The 19,526-nt window shown below is 35.4% G+C and carries 16 protein-coding genes; 11 read left to right on the top strand and 5 right to left on the bottom strand.

All coding sequences use genetic code 11. The features are described 5' to 3' along the window. Window positions 1–375 precede the first annotated feature (375 nt). The 3 genes from B3600_RS00660 to B3600_RS00650 all read right to left on the bottom strand — a co-directional run bounded on the left by B3600_RS00660 (window position 376) and on the right by B3600_RS00650 (window position 7,837). On the bottom strand, window positions 376–4,365 hold the full coding sequence (locus B3600_RS00660; RefSeq protein ID WP_286751757.1) for an NACHT domain-containing protein: 3,990 nt from the start codon (window positions 4,363–4,365) through the stop codon (window positions 376–378). Window positions 4,366–4,426: 61 nt separating this feature from the next. Then, the gene (locus tag B3600_RS00655; protein WP_286751756.1) at window positions 4,427–4,675 is read right to left on the bottom strand and encodes a hypothetical protein; all 249 of its coding nucleotides are present in this window, start codon (window positions 4,673–4,675) and stop codon (window positions 4,427–4,429) included. A gap of 192 nt (window positions 4,676–4,867) precedes the next feature. Further along, window positions 4,868–7,837, bottom strand: a complete 2,970-nt coding sequence (locus B3600_RS00650) for a type I restriction enzyme HsdR N-terminal domain-containing protein (RefSeq protein WP_286751755.1) — start codon at window positions 7,835–7,837, stop codon at window positions 4,868–4,870. A 554-nt stretch (window positions 7,838–8,391) separates the two neighbouring features. On the opposite strand from B3600_RS00650, the gene B3600_RS00645 reads away from it, so the two are divergent. From B3600_RS00645 to B3600_RS00620, 6 genes are all read left to right on the top strand, one after another. After that, window positions 8,392–9,618: an ATP-binding protein gene (locus tag B3600_RS00645; RefSeq protein ID WP_120230732.1), complete on the top strand. Its 1,227-nt coding sequence runs from the start codon at window positions 8,392–8,394 to the stop codon at window positions 9,616–9,618. Window positions 9,619–9,621: 3 nt separating this feature from the next. Next, complete coding sequence (locus tag B3600_RS00640) at window positions 9,622–10,794, top strand: hypothetical protein (RefSeq protein ID WP_286751754.1); 1,173 nt, start codon at window positions 9,622–9,624, stop codon at window positions 10,792–10,794. After that, window positions 10,787–12,649, top strand: a complete 1,863-nt coding sequence (locus B3600_RS00635) for a metallophosphoesterase family protein (RefSeq protein WP_286751753.1) — start codon at window positions 10,787–10,789, stop codon at window positions 12,647–12,649. The genes B3600_RS00640 and B3600_RS00635 overlap by 8 nt, the downstream gene beginning before the upstream one ends. Before the next feature lie 116 nt (window positions 12,650–12,765). Beyond that, the gene (locus tag B3600_RS00630; RefSeq protein ID WP_286751752.1) at window positions 12,766–12,984 is read left to right on the top strand and encodes a hypothetical protein; all 219 of its coding nucleotides are present in this window, start codon (window positions 12,766–12,768) and stop codon (window positions 12,982–12,984) included. 4 nt (window positions 12,985–12,988) lie between these two features. Further along, complete coding sequence (locus tag B3600_RS00625; protein WP_286751751.1) at window positions 12,989–13,816, top strand: SOS response-associated peptidase; 828 nt, start codon at window positions 12,989–12,991, stop codon at window positions 13,814–13,816. An 87-nt stretch (window positions 13,817–13,903) separates the two neighbouring features. After that, window positions 13,904–14,188: a hypothetical protein gene (locus B3600_RS00620; RefSeq protein ID WP_027374886.1), complete on the top strand. Its 285-nt coding sequence runs from the start codon at window positions 13,904–13,906 to the stop codon at window positions 14,186–14,188. A 158-nt stretch (window positions 14,189–14,346) separates the two neighbouring features. Here the strand turns inward: B3600_RS00620 and B3600_RS25550 are convergent, their stop codons facing one another. Continuing rightward, a complete protein-coding gene (locus B3600_RS25550) occupies window positions 14,347–14,553 on the bottom strand; it encodes a putative glycolipid-binding domain-containing protein (RefSeq protein ID WP_376749772.1) in 207 nt (68 codons plus the stop codon). 471 nt (window positions 14,554–15,024) lie between these two features. On the opposite strand from B3600_RS25550, the gene B3600_RS00615 reads away from it, so the two are divergent. The 4 genes from B3600_RS00615 to B3600_RS00600 all read left to right on the top strand — a co-directional run bounded on the left by B3600_RS00615 (window position 15,025) and on the right by B3600_RS00600 (window position 17,440). Continuing rightward, window positions 15,025–16,401, top strand: a complete 1,377-nt coding sequence (locus B3600_RS00615) for a hypothetical protein (RefSeq protein ID WP_286751750.1) — start codon at window positions 15,025–15,027, stop codon at window positions 16,399–16,401. A gap of 10 nt (window positions 16,402–16,411) precedes the next feature. Continuing rightward, window positions 16,412–16,909: a hypothetical protein gene (locus B3600_RS00610; protein ID WP_286751749.1), complete on the top strand. Its 498-nt coding sequence runs from the start codon at window positions 16,412–16,414 to the stop codon at window positions 16,907–16,909. Between the two features lie 90 nt (window positions 16,910–16,999). Beyond that, on the top strand, window positions 17,000–17,215 hold the full coding sequence (locus B3600_RS00605; protein ID WP_286751748.1) for a hypothetical protein: 216 nt from the start codon (window positions 17,000–17,002) through the stop codon (window positions 17,213–17,215). A gap of 48 nt (window positions 17,216–17,263) precedes the next feature. Further along, the gene (locus B3600_RS00600) at window positions 17,264–17,440 is read left to right on the top strand and encodes a hypothetical protein (RefSeq protein ID WP_286752227.1); all 177 of its coding nucleotides are present in this window, start codon (window positions 17,264–17,266) and stop codon (window positions 17,438–17,440) included. Between the two features lie 163 nt (window positions 17,441–17,603). On the opposite strand, the gene B3600_RS00595 is transcribed toward B3600_RS00600, so the two are convergent. Next, window positions 17,604–17,726: a hypothetical protein gene (locus B3600_RS00595; RefSeq protein WP_286751747.1), complete on the bottom strand. Its 123-nt coding sequence runs from the start codon at window positions 17,724–17,726 to the stop codon at window positions 17,604–17,606. Window positions 17,727–18,302: 576 nt separating this feature from the next. Between B3600_RS00595 and B3600_RS00590 the strand changes: the two genes are divergently transcribed. Beyond that, the gene (locus tag B3600_RS00590; RefSeq protein ID WP_286751746.1) at window positions 18,303–18,995 is read left to right on the top strand and encodes a hypothetical protein; all 693 of its coding nucleotides are present in this window, start codon (window positions 18,303–18,305) and stop codon (window positions 18,993–18,995) included. Window positions 18,996–19,526: the final 531 nt, after the last annotated feature.

The following is a 19,526-nucleotide window of genomic DNA, read 5'->3' as shown; positions in this document are numbered from 1 at the left end:
CGAAAGATGCCACATATGGGCCACCCGCTCATCTATCTTGTTAATTCTCTTAAAATCTTAATTACAATAAACTAAGTTCTTTACGCAAATATAAGCATTTTTAGGTCAAAACCCTAAATTCTTAGCTATTTGTATTTTCACGTAAATCCCTCTCACTGGGGATGGTGGGCTTCAGTCGAGGACTTGATTCCACTATTATCCTTCTTTGAAAGCATTAAATAAGATAAATCTACTAGAGGACTCGCGAAGTGATTCAGGGCCATTTTCTGGAAATTTGGCAGCCGGGTCAAAGGTCTATTGGGTCCTTCCATCCGTAAGGTCAATCATATCAAGCGCACAATTTCTCTAGAAACATTCAACTTCGCAAGCCAGTATTTACGTAATCAGAAAATGGCAAAATTGATGAAATTTTTCAAACATGGCTAAGGCTTTTTCCTTTTCATTCATTGCTGCGTAAACGTAGATCATTTTGTAAAACGAACCATGGCCGCCGTTATTAATCAGAAAAGATTCCATCTGGTCTTTTGTATTCGGATTTTCCAGACAACATGCCACCCCCAGCTCGAAGTATTTTGAATTGGAAATTCCCCAGAAACCGGATGTTAGGAATTGTTGTTTATCCGTCAAAGCCATAAAAAGATCAATATTCCCGTCGATGGATACCATTTTTTCGATCCACCTTCGCCATATCTCTTTATCTTTAATTTCGATTTTATTATGATAATTACCGTACATTGAACATAAGTCCTGAAGACCATTATGATCCACGACCTTATCTATGAGCGCCGAAAATTCACCTTGGCTGATGTCCTTATCGCTTCCATAGCTATCTGTTTTGGTAACTAATATATTTTTCTTTCCATAGAGTGTACAGTAAAAATCATATAACTCATAGTAATTGTCCAATACCCCGTCCTGATAATCAAACTTACCCTTTACCATATCAACAATATTATATGCTTTATCAAAGGAGAGCTTTTTGACCTGATCATCATAAAAATCACTGCTAAGGACCTCCATTTCGACGTTAAATAAGGACTGTTCATACTTATTACGGAATCTCCAACTATTTAGGATGTCACCCACTTTATGATAAGGAATTGCGTTGTTTTTAATGTCCTGTATCAAAAGGGCTATGATCGACAGGTTCTCGACGTGTTTCTCGAGATTCTTTTCTTTAAACTTTTCCAGAAATTTGTAAGAAAGTTTTAGATCATACGGGGCCATAGCTTCCAGAAAATTTAAAATTCCATAGCGCGTATGATCTCGGTCCGTAATTTCATATAACCGTAAGTTCATTATATATACCGATGCGGCATACTTCTTGAGTTCTTTCTTTGTTAACCAGTTTCTCGACAGGATCTTAGCAAAAGACTCATTAAAAAATTCTGATATATAAATATCTTTCCTCCAGCCATGACGGAGTTTGCTATTGATTAACGCTTCTTTTATGTAGCTTAAGGATTTTTCCGTATTGAACTGCGAATACATTCCACTCAATGCAAAGCATCGGTCAATATATTCCGAATAGTCCTGCTTCCAATTTTTTAAGGAATTTTCATACGGCAAAAGTTCCGTTTCTGTGACAATGCTGGCAAAGTACTCCGCATCTATTTTGTTTAGCCGGCTAAAAAAGGCCAGCTCGTCAAAATCAAAAGTCAGTTTGGCGGTCAGTTGCAAATATTCAGTTCTGTTTCCTTGAGAGAAATAAAAAATATAAGCCCACAGCTCTGAAAGCAGTGTTTTTACCCTTGACCTACTGTGGTAAAAATGTTTAAACCTGTCTCTATAAGCGACCAGATTTTTGGAAAAGGATGTGGGTTGCTCTAAAGCATTACAATAGAAATCATACAGCACGGAATATTTAACAACATCTTCCGATGCGGGGAAATCTCCAGATGAATCCACTTCCTGGATAAACCTTCCGTCGCCTGCTATAAAATAACTAATGGCAAACGGATGGATAAGCCTCTTAAAACTAAATTCCCGCACATGACCGTGACTTGGCCGAAGAAGGGTAAATATTTCATTCACTTGTTTGTCTGTCACTGTCGTTTTTAGTAGTTTCCTAAAGAAAAATACCGATAGATTGTCAAGGGTGGGCCTTCTCCTGTATCTGGCAAGCTGCTCTGAAATAGCCTCCTGCAACGTTTTGTTCTTAAAAAATAACGGCAAAAACTCTACGCTCGACAACAGGTCCAGTAAAAAGCACAGTTCAACACCCGTTAGCTCCTTGACCAATGTGGTCATTTGCTGTTTAAAATGCTTTAAGCCTACTTTAAAATAAGATTTTATCACATATTCCATGGGGGACTGATTATCCAGCAGTGAATTGGAGTCTGTATCAAAGTCCTTATAGGATTTGCGATATTTTTTTAAGAAGAATGAAACATACGTTTTCGATCCTTCCCCCTGAATGGAGAATTTGTAGTACAGTTGGCCCTCAAGATCTTTCATTTCAGTGGTGGTTTCAAACCTGCCGAATTCTCCATTGCACTTCTCAATTACACTTAATGCCGCCTCGATTTTTCCGTGTTCAAAGAACCTGAGCGCATTTTCATAGGTTCCGTATATGTAGCTCTTCGTATTCAGTATATCATCATTAAGCAAAAACTCCAAAGTTCTGGGCTTCTGACAGGCTAACGCATCAATAAACTGTGATGAATCACTGATATACCACTGATCTCCGTTTTTTTGGTAATATTTGATACTTGCCAGCAGAGCCAGGGCAGGAAAGTTATTTGTTTTTTTATATTCTTTCTGAAGATATTTCATGAATATATCATCAAAGAAATCCGGACTAAGGACAACGCCGGTCTTGCGGATGATACCCATATCCCTTTCAAACGTTTTCTTTAATCTCCTCGCATAAAAATACTCCTGGTATCTCCGGTGCTGATAGATATACGTATCATTGTTTTCATCCGCTGTATTTTTATCGAAAAACGTATTTAAAATGTAGCTGGCAATCGCGTTGATGTCCTTGAAATCCAGTTGCGGGAACTCCCTGCTTAAAAATTTGCCGATGGAGGAATGTTTAAATCTATACTGGTATTTTTTAGAAAAACGGTAGGATAATTTTTCGTTGATCCTTATGATTTCCTTTTCCTTCGGAACCAGCAGGTTAAGGGCGTCGAGGTCTTTACGGTGCTGTACTGCTTTGAGCAGACCACTTATTTTCAATTCCAACAGATCAATGATCGTTGTATTTTCTGTAATATCATCAATGGTATCCCACAGCAGTTTTACCAGAAAAATATCCGTGATTCCTTCAATGAGCTGACGGTTCTCTTCTTTGAGCCGGTGCAGTTTATCGGTTTTTTGCTGGTCATCTTTCTGTTGGAAATAGCGTTCGATGTCCTCAAGTGTCAGGTCACTAATATCATAACTGTCAAATGTTTCAAAGTATTCATTGATTATAAGCTTGTTAAGGCTTCCCCTTCGGCAGGAGATCATAATTTTATCCGTACTGTCCGCTTCCGCAAGCCTCTTTACAAAGCGCAGGGCGAGATCCGCATGTAACCTGCTCAATTCGTCCAATCCATCGAGGATATAAATAAAACGGATACTTTGATTCCGAACCCGGTAATCTTTCTGACGTTGTCTGACCAAGTCTTCCAGGCTATCGGAATAACAATCCTTGAGGTTAACCAGCATGGGCAAAACACGATTTTTATCAAATATCATTTTTCCCTCGAACAATTTGGCATACTCACAAAACAAGTATTTTATCAAAATACTCTTTCCCGAACCGGCATTTCCAGTCAGTACTGAGAGCTTTGCACTAAGCTTTCTTTCAGTCAGCTCTCTATCTGGAAGCCTGACAATCGGCAGTATGAGAAACCCTGACGATTGTATAAAGTTGGAGTCTGCTATTGAAATATTGCTTTTAATAAAATTCCGCTCATCGCCAAACCCGAAGTAAAGCTGAGCAATATCCAGATTATGAGGTTGATTCAGAGCAATCTGAAACTTGCTCTGCGTAAACCAGTTGATCCTGATATTTTTTTTCCTGGCAATCGATACAATTTCTTTTGCGCCTTCTGACGTTAATTTCGCGTTTGAGTTTAGAAAAATTGTGATCTCATCCAGTTCATTCGCAAATAATTTCAGTGCTTTTTCAATGGATTTCTTGATTTGGCTGTAGTCCGTCTGGTGTTCAAAAAATTTAGACTGAAAGCCGACGATTTTGCTTGTTGATGCTGATTTCTTGGGATACGTTTCGAGTCCTGCCTGATTAAAATCGGCTCTGATACCATCTGAAAATTTATGCTTTCTGCAAAAAATCTGATAACATAATTCTTCAAACGCTTTCGTGTAATTTTCATTTTTAACTCTAAATGAATTCCAGTCTATCTTATTCATCAATAGTATTTTTATAGGGATCAGAAAACAAATACAATGGCTATCTGCTGTTATTCGCAAATTAATTATTTTTGACGAGAATTCGTGCACTGACAGGATTAAATCCGCATTGAGGCATGCAACGAACCCAAAGCGTAATCAGGGACATCATATTGAAGGCATTCAGTACACTTCTTACCATTTTATGGATGGAATAACCTGAACATTTCTTTACCGATGAAAGTGCCTGAGAGCTGGCCGCACTTTCCGTTTTAGATCCTCGATGCGCTGCAGATTTCTCCTCCAACCGCTCATCTAGTATTTGATACATTTCTGTTCTTGCAGCAAAGCACATTGCCCCCCTGCATATTCCGTTATTTAAATTACATTTAGTTCAAATTAAGTAGCTTGCTGCTGAATGATGATTAATTTTAAACAACAATATAGATTAAATGGAAAAGTCAAATTGAATTCTGCTATTCTAACTGCGTACTACCGAAAAAAAAAAGATAGATCAAACTGTCTATACATCATAATTTTTAAAAACCTTCTCGATATCATCTTCGACTAAGCTGTACACCCAGTTTCTTAAAACACAGAATTTATCGACCTCAGGAGTTCTGAACTCATAAAAAGTCTGTCTATGGTTCAAAAGATTATCATTATAAATAAAATTACCAAATGAAAATACCCTGAGAACAGATATGTCGGCCTCTTTATGAGCCGATTTTGATCTAAAAACTTCCTCTGCAGGAATTTTACTGATATGAACACCTACCCGACCCTGTTTTGAAGGTTTATAGCCAAAAAATCCACGACCGCGAAGGCCATCTTTATCACAATAAAAGAAGTATTCGTGCGGACAATTGTTATAAAATTGGAACTCTTTTTTATAAGCTGGAAAATTTTCTTCCACAAAACTTTTATAACACGATTCAACATGATTGAAAAAGGATTCGGTATATAATTTAGCCTGTGACTGACTAAATTGATAAACTCTCAACTGATTATAATTTCTTCCCTTAGCGCTTTTTTCAAACTCCTGTGCTTCAAAGACAGACTTGTCCGGCAAAGGCAGATGATGATTTTCTATTATTGAGTATCCCCTTTCTAATAAAATATCTACAATTTTACCCAGTTCTTCAAATGGTGGGAAATCTCCTACTGTATGTAAATCTGGTGCGATAAAGTTTTCTCGTAAGGCCTTTTCCACAGCTATGTCCAAATCTTCTGCGAAGAGTCCTTCCCTATTTCTAAAATGATAGAAAACTTTAAAGAGATAAATTTTATCTTTAAGTTCAGTGAGGTTAATAGGATATATCTGTTCAAACCGTGGAATATAGTAATCGTCTATTTTATAATCATAATTTAGTTTTTTATGATAATAGTATATTATTAATGATACCTGTTCTAAGAGCAATATATCTGAACTATAGCCAGGTAATCGGCCTTTTTTCAGCAGTTCCTTCAATTGTTTAAGTATATTTTGCTTTAATATTTTTTGCTGGTCAGCTACTAAGAATTCCTGATTGCTTCCATGTACACAATTTACTCCCAGATTTAGAAGGTAATCATAGTTATCTTCTGAAAAAGAATCTTTAAGATCTTCCAGTCTAATTTTATCCGAAGACTCCTTTTGCATTTGGTATAGCGCATAGCCATTCTCATGTAATTCATCGTTAGAAAGGATTATCCCTATTTCTCCATTTGTCTTTGGGTCAAACAGAGCTTTTGTATTCTTAAAATGTTTATCTAAATATTTATTGTATTTTTTTACATACTTGATCGCTTTGTCTTTTTTAAATTTCGATAATGTTCTTCTATGGGAAAAAGATGCATTTTCCATATAGAAAGCGAGAGCGCTCTGACCGATATAATTCTGATAAAATTTTTCAAGTAGTCCGTAGAACTCATCATCGCTTAATTTATTCAATTTATAACTATGAAAACAAATAACATAATCGCGAATTTTTGAAAAGTAAAATGATATGTTGAATGAATCTTCCTTGTTTGATCTAATAAGGATATTTCTGGCGAATAAATCCTCGGACAGACCCTCGTTCACACCAAGCTTAAGACCTGTCAGAACATTGTTTATATCGATTCCGTTGTCATCCCGCGATTCACGGGAAGTGTATTTACTGTTCAGCAATACTTTTCCTATTTTTGAAAGTATTCTCAGCGCAGGTTGTATACCGATTTCTGTTTTTTCCAGTGATTCCTGCAAATAAGTTCGTATCAATTTTATATCGTTAATTTTTTCAGGAACTTCCTTACCTTTATATACTTGACTAAAGATTTTTAAAAAGAATCCATTTTTCAATTCTTCCAACAAACTCTTTGAGATAGGGCCTTTAAACCCAAAAATACTTTCATACTTGGGGATGACGTTTATCAGATCCAATTCCGTAAAGTCCTGCAATAAAAACCCTGTTTTATGTAGTGGATGGTTGGTAATCTCAGGATATTTCTCCAGTTCTTCATGTAGGTGAGATTTTGTTCCATTTATCTTTAAAATACTATCCCAAATAGTTAATTTACAGCTAATACAAATTTTAACATTGTCAAAATTTCTACAGGATAGTGCTATTTCACTTAATTCGTATGAGATATTTTGATTTGTACTTTCATCTATTGCATCAATAAAAATTAGAACTGTTTTATTGATGCTTCTACCTAACTCGTTAAGCTTCTTAAGTACCAGCATGCTGTCGCTCTTTCCCGAAAAAACAACATTTAAATCTTGGGCAATGTGCTCAAGGGGGGATTTGTGTAACAATGCGGCATTATAGAAAAACACAAATTTGTCTTCCAGACTTTGTAGAGCAAGTGAGCACACAGAATTTGTTTTTCCAACTCCAGCCGCACCCACAATCGCATAAATCTTAGCGTCGGAATTCAGGAAATTATTAAAATGTGCAAAAAGGTCTTCCCTTTCACAATAAAGTTCACTTATGAATTTAGCAGAGGGCGAATCTTTCGATCCTATAATAGGGCCCATCCTATCTTGCACCTGACCTTTACAAAACAATCTTAAATTTTCGGAAGAAAAGGAGATAAACTTAGCTAAAGCCTCATATCTTATTCGAAGATCTTCGTCCATTGATAAAGAATAGCCATTTTTAAAGAATTCAGAATATTCTGATATATTTTTACCAGTCAGCTCTTCTTTTGACACTGAATCGAAAATCTTTGTATCCTTTCCACTAGTAATTATTGTAAAAGGAGCAATATTTCCTTCCAAGGCCCTGGCATATGATATTCCCTGCTCTATATCATTTTGATCAATTAAAATTGAATCATTCTTCAACTCTACAATAAATAGGTTTTGCCCATTTCTTTTACAGAGGATATCAGAACGTCCGTTAATCGGACGAACCGTTTTGCCTAACCTAATTTTAAAATTACGTTCTAAAGAAATTTCAGATTCGTCAAATCCTAAATCTTTCAAAAAAGGCAATAATAACTTCCCACGGATTTCTTCTTCGTTCATTGAAAAATATTAATTATACGGTTTCAGTATATCATTTATCAGCTAAACTCAAATATACAAAATCCTTTAGTGCAAACAGGAACAGCAGGTACTCTATAACTTCATAAAAGCTGTCTGAGAAGTAGGTACGAAACAAAAGCTGACCTGCGTCATGAATTAAATATTTATTTAGTCAGTTCGTCAGATTTAGTTTATCCTAGTATACAATTATTCATCCATATTTACAGAAAAAAATTGGATTTTAAATTCATCTATGGAGCACAAAATTTTTGATTTGAATCTTCCGGAAATTCTAGGAATAAGCAGGTGGAAATAATATCAAAGTATCATTTCAGGTCTTTATTGTTGTCCAGAGATTCGTTATAAAGGAAGAAGCTATGGACCAGACACTATTAAAACTGAAAACAGAGATCATTGATCAAAGCTATAATAATGTCGAATCATGGAAAAGCATTTCAAAAACTCGATTTCTTCCAATGCAATTCCTTTAAATTAAATTTCTTTTTTATTATATTTACCGAGCATCTCCAATCAAAGAGTGCTTTTTAGTTATTATGGAGAGTATTATACCAATTATTGACAGCAATGTCAACTTCACTCCACTTGTTTTCTATCGTGATTTTCTAAAAAAATTGGCAAATTATTATAGAGAACATCCTTCTGAAGAGATTGCCTTCAGATTATTTGGAAATGGGGATGACGAAATTTATAGTTCGAACTACAGGATTGACCCTATAACTATTCCATTATTATTAAGCATCTTAGAGCAGTTAAGTAAATTTCATAAAAGTCCCCTAAGATTATTCTTAAATAATAACCATGCAACAAGTTCAGCATTGGAATTTCTTTATAGAGCAAACTTTTTTAAAACTGCTGGAGACAAGGACTACTACCATCAATATGGAAATAGTATAATTTCCTATAATGAAGAGTATCTAGGCGCCTTCAAGGGGAAGGAAATAAGAAAAGATCACTTAGTTAGGTCTTATAAAAAAGATGATTATTCAACTATTGACTTTCAGCTCTTCAATGATATTCTTCTACGGGACCAAATAAACTCAATGACCTCCTATTACGTACAGGAACACTTTCGAGAATTATTATTTGATAACCCTAATACCATTGAGTATCATAATACATATATCGACATCTTGTCCGAGCTCATCACCAATGGAGTCATTCATTCTGGATCAACCACTTACGCCATGATGTTTGTTGACAGGTATCGAACCAAATTTTCGATTTCTGATAATGGGATTGGATTAAAAAAATCGCTGGATTCAAAAGTTTTCTTTCCATTTTATTACAGCAAGAATGAATTTAGAAATTTGTTAGAGAAAATAGAAACTAAGTTTTCACCTGCTTTTATTGAAAATTTGATCGACATATTTGAGGCTTTGTTTTACTCTTCTCTTAAAGAAAGAGAAGGAATCTTTGATCTGATGCTAAATGTGGTTTTAAATTCGCAGGGTTCCTTTAGGCTTCATACCGATAATTGCCAGATTATAGTAACAAATAGAATCTTTAAATATCTTTCATCACTTCAAAAAATTAGGACATCAATTTTATATACCCATAAACTCAATGAAAATACGGATTTGGATAAATCGTTATATCAAAAGAGTATAATAGAGTCTAAAAATCAGATCAAGAAACTTTTTGCAAAAATGCTCACAGTAACAATCGATTATTACTCTGAGGAAACACAATTTTCCTCTATTAGATTTTTCAACGTAAAATTCAAGGGAGTTCATATCGAAGTAGAAATTCCTAATCGTTAAATTATGATCATATCCAAAATGAACGCAGGGGATTTCATGTACTATAATCTCCATAGTGAAGAGGTAATCACATCGAATTTTTTAGAAGATATTAATCTGGGCATTTTTTGTGATAGACTCCAGTCAATAACAATGGAGCGAGTCAATAAAGACATTATGGAATCCGCTCCAAAAAGCAGCAACATAGCTTTCGATTTTCGCAAAATTGAAGCCATCCAGCCTAACTTGGATACATATTTCAATGACCTCAGGAAAGATTATAATATCGTATTTTTAAATATTACAAAAGAAATTGCAAAAGCGCTGTGCCATGGTTTTTTCAATCATCCGGACAACCTGGCCAAGGATATCATCTTTTTCGATAAAATAACGCTGGATCCCCGCATAAAAGAAGGATTTCATAGATTTTATTTCTATGAAAATGAAAATAATTTTTACCCGGAAAAGTTCAGAATTGAGGACATTTTTAAAGAGCATTTTAAAAATGAACTAAAACCATTTTCAGAGGAGCATGGAAAACAGCATACATCTTCCTTTGTTTACCTAACATCATACATCAACGTTAAAAGTTTTATGTCTGAAAAAAAAGGATTGTTGATGTACGCCATCTACCTTCTTGCTTCTAAGGTTTTGAAAGAATGGAGAAAAAAAGGCCCAATTCCATTTTATTCAAAGGAAAATAATGAGAAACAGGACACTCCTATCCTAGTCTGTCAAAGTTTAAACAGTGCATATATCGTATCCATTCTTTCAAACTTGCTTAAACTGGATGTTTTAATTCTTGATAAAATTGGGCCGATTAATAAACTGTATAGTTCGCTTGGCAAAAACATCATTGATAAAAAAAATTATATTGTTGTTTCAGACATGGTTTGCTTGGGAACGGAAGTAAAAATTGTGAAAAATATCATCCAGTTCCTTGGAGGGTCATATTTGGGAAATATATCTCTAATCAAAACTGAGACCCTTAAAAAATGTCACATCGATAAAAAAGATGCAACTTTAGCAATTTTTTCCATTGACAAGACAAATTACAAAGACTTAAACTACGAAATTAAAACTGATTTGACTGACGAGGTTGAAGATGAATTAATCGATACAAAAAATAATGTTTCATCCAACGAAGTTAATACTATACAAGAAGATGAAATTAAAACGGATTTAAGAGATGAATGATCTAATTTTACATATTTCAGATTTGCATGTTTCTGATCAAAGTGGTGATCTTGGCCCTGCTAACAGTAATTCCCACTTAACCTTAGAACGAGCAAATAACACAGCCTATATCAAACTATTTACAGATAAGGTTAAAGAATTAGAGTATAACAAACTGTATCTTTTGGTCACCGGCGATATTTCTAATATTGGCGAATCCGCGGAATTTGAGGAAGCATCTCATTTGCTGGATCTATTAATGGCAGAACTGCGGCTTCCTAAGGAGCAGATACTGTTAATCCCAGGTGATCACGACGTTCATAGAGACACCATTAAAGATGCAATAAGAAAAAAAATTGCCAGAGAAGACCATCAAATTTTAAAATTTAAAAACTTCAATGAGTTTTACCATAAAATAAAAGGTGAAGACTTCGATTATAAGAAAAGCATCTTTGATCATCTAATAATAGGTGACATTCTGCTACTTGCAGTTAACTCAAATTTTAACGTTGATCAGAATGGAGGTCATGGTTTCCTGCCGACTGTTGAATTTGAAAAAGAATTAGAGAAGTTTAGAGAGGAATATAAAAATCATGAACTCATACTTTGTCTACACCATAATTTAGAAGGGGAACACGAGGATAAACAATTTGGACAATGGCAGGAGACCAACCGAAGACTATTATCGACTATTCTTGAAAGGAACAGGGTAAAATGTGTTCTTAATGGAAATGAACATACTGCAAACTCGAAAACCCTTGCAGATAGCGAAGGTGTTATCTTAAGTGATTCTGGGCCATTTTCCTCAAAAGGTAATCCTCGAGCAACTTTTAAAGTATATGAAATAGAAACCTCAGGTGGTAATCTTATTCTTCAGAATAAAGTCTATGAACTTCGCACAATAAGCAGCACCAGAGAAGGAGCATTTGGTGCATGGGCAAAATACAGTTATGAAGATATCAAGAAAGTTGAGTTAGAAAATTTTGTATTAAGAAAGGTCCCAGAAAGGCAAGAAAACGATCAAATTGATTTTTTGCCAGAAAACACTGATCAACAGGAAATTCTATCAGCGGAACCATTTCCACTACTCCCAACTGATACAGATGGTGATCGTGAAGCAGAGCCCTCTGTAACACACGAAGAAGAGAGAAAAACTGAAATTCGAATTTACGAAAATAAGGTCTTACAGAAAAACCTTTACGAAATTGTAAAAGAAAAAAAGCTTTTCCACCAAGGTCATTTTCACTGGAGTGAAACCTCACGTGCACATAACTGGATAGATATTGGACGGTTACTAGAAAATTTCGAAGATTTATATTTTGCACAGAATACTATAATTGATGTTCTCGAGAAAATGGAGCTTGTCGAGCAAGCGGACCTAATCATAGGACTAGGATATGAAGGAAATATGATTGCAAGCAAGGCTTCATTAAAATATCCACAAAAATATACATACTTACCATATTCATATAGGTGGCTCGATCACAACAAGTTTGAAAATAAGCTTAATCTTAAAAATGAGGACAAGAAATATAAAACAGTTATTCTTATAACTGATGTAGTTAACGACGGTAGAACAATCAGAAAACTCGTAGGAAAAGAAGACCGCGAAAAGACGTTTTTTGATAACGTTGAAAAAATAATTGTTGTTTCATTATTCTATACAGGTGATCAAAAACTGAATCATGATATCTTGAATTATGACCGGTTACCTAAAGAATATCAAAAAAATGATGAAGTGATCAATAACATAGAATTTTATTCCGTTAGACAGCTTAAAATTGAAAAATGCCCATATGGTGACGATTATAAAACGGAGTGCTTTATCTTAAGAGATAACTTACATTGTGTCCATAAATTTTATACTGAACAATAATTTTAAGCGATGGGCCATCATTTAGTTGCTTAACAAAGTAACAATGAACGCTAAACAAGACAAAATTCGCGATATCGACTACGTAACATAAACTTGTGGCATTATTTTTTGAAAATATGTTTGAGATAGAAGTTCAGGGCTTGAAAATTGCTGTATATGAACATGTAGTAAATGACCAGCAGGTCTTCAGGCTTTCATTTGCCGATAATAGAAAACCCCTGGTCGTTGCGCGCGTGAAAACATGGAATGGCGATACATGGACAAGCATTCCGCAGGGCCGTCAGAAGGAGGCCGAAGAGTTTGGAAAAGAAATTAGTAAACACTTAAAGGAATAAAACTATGTGTTATTACAATGGACAACGCGTATCAAGGGAAGAATTCATCAGATTAATGGATCTTGAAAAAGCCGTTATGAACTATGATTTCCTCGATCAGGAAATACATGAAGGTTTTAATTACGGAAATATTGCCGTTTTAAGACCCACCGAAGACAAATGCAATTTTGACATTGTGCAAATGGAATGGGGTTTCATTCCGTCGTACGTCAAAAATAGAGAAGATGTCAAAAAAATGCGCTTTGGGTACAAGGACGGTACCGGTAAATGGCGGCAGCCCTATACGACATTGAATGCAAAAGGCGAGGAACTATTATTGATCGATGAAAACACTGGCCGTGAAAAAATGTTCCGGAAGGCTGCACTGGAAAGAAGATGTCTGATCTTATCAAGTGAGTTCTATGAATGGCGACATATTTATCGTCTGAACAAAAAAACCAACCAGCCGCTGAAAACAGCCGATAAATATCCATACCATATCGGATTAAAAGATAAGGCATATTTCTTTATTGCTGCAATTTGGCAGCCCTGGGTAGATAAAGATACCGGGGAGACCGTTGATACTGTTGCCCTTGTAACCACGGAAGCAAATTCACTCATGAGACAGATCCATAATTCAAAGAACAGAATGCCAACTATGCTTCCTGACGAGCTTGCATGGCAATGGATGATGGAGGATCTGACAGAGCAGCGGATCACGGACATTGCAACTTATCAGATCAAAGCTTCCGACATGCAAGCCTATACCGTTGAAAAAGACTTTAGAACAACAGGAAGCCCATCAAAAGCATTTGTCTATTCCGAAGTCCCGGAATTATCATATGAGGTTTAAAACTAATCATCAATACAAATTAAATGATGCAACTTTTTTAATGGTTTCCTTTTCCGTAATTTGTAATTTTATAAGCAAATCAATATTATGGAAAGTACAGCACGAATTAAAGTTGATAAAGATATCAAGCCTTTGAAAGATCTTAAGTCTTGGAAACCTTTTGAGTTTATTGTTGGTGAAAAGTATTATGTCTCATTTCAAACGGGTTATGCAGTTCCTTGTAAATTGGTCGAGGTTTATCAAGAAGGACACCGGACGAGGCTTTTGATCGACTGTAAAAATCCAAGCTATAATGGAACTTATACTTTGTTTCAGGAAGAACTTGGACGTACACCAGAGGAAGCTGCGATCAATAAATTTGGACTTTTTTAGAAAGATCCATTTTTATTAAGTAACATCCCATACGCAGCTTGTATTTTTATACCTTGTATCTCCACAAATGCTTCAAATAATCCTGGGTAGCTCTTCACTATACCTTGCTGCTCCACAACTATTATAGCGGAGAAATCGGAACCAACGTTTTCATCTAGTTATTCGTACTTAGAGCCGCGTAAATACCGTTGCCTTACCCGTTTGATTTCGTTTTTCACAATGTTAAAATACAAGACAACGATTTCGCGGGCCTCCCCAATCGTTAGATGTAAATTATTGATTGGAAAAGTATTGTTAAGAAGAATAATGCAAATATCTATAAACACTAAACCGTTAAATCCCCTACGATTCTTTCCATTAACTATCCGGTCTTCTTCAACTTTCCTCCACTTTTAGCGGATTCAGCTACGTCAATATCAGATGTGATATTGAATACTTGCAAGTGCCGCCTGAGTCTAATTCAATAAAATGTCTAAAACACTATTTTTAATTATTAAAAGCCTTGAGAAAGTCAAGGCAAAGCTCCATTTATCGCTTACACATATTGTGATACAAAAGTGATTTTTGATAAAAGAAAAAAAGAGCAATATAAAAGCGCATGCAGTTACTATCGTATAAAAAAGTAATTGTCCTAACTAATTGTTACAATCGGGAGCGATATTCCAACTTATGAAATAATTTCTATAGCTTAAAGTACATTTTTACGGAAAGTAAAAATAATATTACATAACCTTCAATATATTTTATTTATACTTGACAATATAAAGTAAACCAAATGCAATTTTTCAACTATTTACACCAGGGGAAAAATGTTATAAACATAACTATTTATTTATATGAAAAGAATCTATTTTGTCCTATTGTTTTTCGCTATGTTTTTTATGTTCAATGGATGCCAAAAGGATCACACACCGATTAATCTAGAACAGACAGCTCTCCAATCTGAACAAGAAATAACTAGTTTATATCAGGTTACTTCAAAATACGGTTTGCACCGTTTTACAAAGAGGTATGGAAATCTTACACCAGATTATAAAGCAATAAGTATAACGAAAGTTGACGGTCAAGATGTTATCTCACTTCCATTAAGAATGGATATTAGCAGCAATGTTACGCTCCAGCTGGTTATGATTAAGAAGCAAGGAGAAACTTATGCACAAGTCTCAGAATTTATTTCTGATGCAACCTCGAAAAAAGATGCAAGTGAAGTAAATGGAACACTTACGATTTATCGTGTAAACGGAATCCTTTATAAGAAATATCAAGTAATTGATGGAAAGACTTCGTTGATTACTGATAGTGCGATAAAAAAAGCTGGCGCGGGTGCTTCAAATAATGGTGACGATGACGAAGACGGTGATGGAGTTCCTAATAAAGAAGATAAATGCCCCAATACTCCTGCCGATACTTGGGTTGATCCAGAGGGCTGTCCTGTTGACAACGACCTGCCAGAGGTTGTGGTACCAAATCCAAACCCTGGACCAGGCACAGGTCTTCCCGGTGATGGCGGTTACAATCCTGATCCAGGCCCCGACCCAGGCTGGCCCGGAGATGGCGGCGATGGAACTGGAGGTGATGGCGGTTCATCCGGTGGCAGCGAGGGATATTTCTATATATACAATAAAGTCTCGAATCCCTGTTTGAGAGCTTTGGTAGCCGGAATTATTGATCGTGATATTAATTTTAAAGCCAACGAATCCATGAAATCAATTTTTGGAGTAGGAGGAAAATTTAATCTTATTTTCCATGATACGACAGGCTTGGCTAATGATGTAAACGGCAATGCAACTCCTAGCAAATTATATTTTGACAATAATGGTAATTTGCTCAGTATGGACGTCGATATCCAGCTGAATGTGAATAATTTACCTGGGTCCTCTCAGGAATACATAGCTATGGTCGCTGTTCATGAGGCAATACATGCCTACCTCAGCTATAAAGGATATGCATTTGCTAATAACCAACACGATCTTATGCTAGCAAATTATGTAGAACTTATGGCAAAATACCTAACAGACAATTATAATATGCCAGCAGCAGATGCATACTCTGTTGCTATGGGCGGTCTATTCGATGCATTCCAGAATAGCGTCAATAACCAGACATGGGATAATATAGCAGCAAAACTTGGAAATAAATTACCATCTTTGAATGAGCGCTCCAGAATCCTTGCCGATTACGAGACTGGGCACAAAGGAAAAAAATGTAATTAAAGAAGTCGATATGAAAATAAGAATTATAATTGCAATCCTGTTAGCTTTCAACTACTGCACTGTTTTTGGCCAAAAGAATGATGAATTTCCTTCATACGAAAAATTCAATTCAAGCTTCGCAGAACACTTAAAATATCCTGCTGAACTTCAAAAAAAGTGTGCTACGACCTTTACACTCATGAAAGTAACTTTTGATAGTGGGGGCCAAGTTGAATTTCTTAGTTTTTCTGATAGTGCTGCACCCGAGTTTATAAGTTTGATGCAAGAAATTAAAGATAAACTCGATTTCAAAAGTATTTATACAGACCTAAAAACAAAAAAGAAAGATATTAAACAGGTTTTAATTCCAATCCACATTGATTTTGAAAAGATGGATGGATGCAAATCAACAATTTCGTCTGCAAACCTACAAAAAGTATATCGTTTTGCTGGAACACCAATTTCAGGAGAATATTTTATGTATCCAGCTCTTTACGGCAGGTACGTCTTAGGAAGAACATTTGAGTAAGGAAACTGAATAAGAAACTAGCTATTATGTAATCCTTCTGTTTGACAGTTTACATAATAGCTTGGTTTGAGTTTAGAAAAGTAAATAGCTATGAAAGAAAACATTTCTAAAAATTTACTTAAAAAATATTGCGAAGATAAATGCAGTAACGAGGAAATTGTTCTCGTGGAAAGCTGGTATATTGCCCTTAGCAGACAAAGGGAAGATATACCTGTTAAACTAGATGACCTTTTACACACAAAAAAGTTGCTGGATGAAGCAGTATCTGAAAAAATATACTTTCGTACAAAAAATAATAAAATATAACCTAGGTCCATTACTCAGAATAGAATTTTATAACTTAAATAAATTATTATGACTAAGCAGATTTTAAAGTTTACAGCATTTGCCTTCGCATTGGTAATGCTTTCATCAAGTGCCGTTCCAGCACCTGGCGATCAAGATCAGGATGGTGTCGCAGATGATGTGGATAGATGCCCCAATACCCCGATTGGTACTCCAGTAGATGCGTATGGATGTCCGCTTTTTTAGTGTGCGAAGACTCTCTGAAGTTTTATAGCTCTTAATATTACAGAACTATAATAAGGGCAACAGATTCAGACGAATGAGAACCTTCTGTTTCTGTTGCCAATTATCAATATTTGTCGATTAAAAAAAAAGGATTTAAAAATCAATTATTATCTTTTTTTTACTATCATTTTGTAGAATATTTTTCGATGGCCGTTTTTAGATCTATACCTTTTCCAAGAACCGGTTTAAAAATATCGCCTTCACTAGCTAATCTTTCCGTTGCATTGAAGATGTGAAAATCGGTCATTTTAAGGCCTTTTTGTAGCTCGCCCTATTTTTGAAATAAAATTATTATATTTAAATACTCCGTAAGTGAATTGTATTTAGGGCTTGATAAAAAGGGTCAGGCTCTATTTTTTTAAGTGCATATTCGTCCATGGATATATTCTAATTTAGTTAAAGGTTAATCTCATGATTGGCCTTTTTTTATATTTATTAAAACCAAACGTTATTCGATATTGTATAATATGTACTTTTCAAAAATATAGGTTAATAATGGCAAAAGCCTTGGGTTCCCCACTCAAGGCTTTTTTCATTTTTATCAAAGCAAGATTATTTGGCTGTTGTCCACAAATTGACGATCCATCAAGTGTTCCGTTTTTACCCAACAAGATATAAGTTTCCACCGAGCTGGCACTACACTATCCTGATCCTTGTTTAAAGTAACAGGGAGGTATGGCCGAGTAAATCCACTCACATGAAAAATCTCTTCATTTGATAGTGAACGTTTTTTCCTCGTAAAGCGTCTACTAATTGCTTGGTGCTGGGCGTGGAAGTATGGTAACACATAATTTTGTATATTTAATTATAAGTAACAAGAAAAATGAAGTTTGTCAAGGTTACACACACAGTATTGAAAGAGCTTCAGAGCAAGGGGTATAATGTTCTTATTGCTCCAAGCGAATGCGAGGATAACGAAAATGTAACCTGGAAGGCTATCTCGGTGCCTAATATTATGGACTGGCTGGTTGCTTTAGATTGTGAAGGTTGGACAAACGTGCCGCTCAAAGAACCGCATATATTGGTTATCCCAGATGCCTTAGACAATATTGAAAACGAAGCACTATTTGGAAGTGTTTTTATAGAAAATGGTATGAAGACACTACAAGACTATAGAAATGAACTAGGTAATTACGGTGAAAAGTTATACTTAAGGAATGCAGCTATCCGCACTGGTGATTTTAGTAAGTACGAGACTTTTTTGATTATTGCTTTTCCTGATTCCGCCAGCGATGATCTGCAGGAAGCTCAAGACGTGGCCGGCCGAGTTAAGCAAATGACTAAGGAAGAGTTGAAAGAATGGATTAATAAGAACCGAATAAACCTGATTGAGACAGATTTATATTTCCTCGATGAAGGCGTCATTATTTCAGGAGCAAAAGCCATAGAGGAAAATCTACAGTTCATTATTGGCGACGGCGTTGAAGATATTGTCGATTGCTTAATCTCGCCAGGGGACGTCCTCACACTGACCGACTATCACGTTTATTGGGTTGATCCGATAATAAAAACGTAGATTTTAGGGGGCCAAATAACCCCCGTCGAAATCATGTTGTTTTATTAGCGATTTTTGTAAATAAATTAAACAAATTATAATAAATTAGAAAAAGGTAGTCATATTTCTGCCATATCTTCTAATGATGGAAGTGAGCCAATCCATTACAACTTTATCCATGTAAATGGTGATCCATTGGTACAGGGATTTGAATTGGCAAACATGAGGATTTCCTAACAACAATTTTTAAAAATGCGAAAGGTGAAAAAGAAGTTATTATTAAAATAATATCAGCGCATCCTTCTGACAAGTATTGAAGAGCTTGAAAGTACATTAAACAAAGTCCACTGGTAAACAAAAATGTCAAAATATTAAAATATATGCGAGGATTCCAGATCCACAACATCAGGTCTGATAGTGGTCCTCAGCTACCGATTGATGTCTATTAATAACTTTGGATCTGTCATAAAAATCTTACTTTGAAAATTCCCAGTGCCAGTAGATTCAACTTTGAAAAAGGCTCTTGTACTTTAAATAAACAGCTTTCCCACA

Origin of the sequence: Sphingobacterium sp. UBA2480 (assembly GCF_002341965.1) — a bacterium.
Taxonomy (GTDB): Bacteria; Bacteroidota; Bacteroidia; order Sphingobacteriales; family Sphingobacteriaceae; genus Sphingobacterium; species Sphingobacterium multivorum.
The sequence above is the reverse complement of the archived record's forward strand: the minus strand, read 5'-3'. Positions and strand labels throughout refer to the sequence as shown.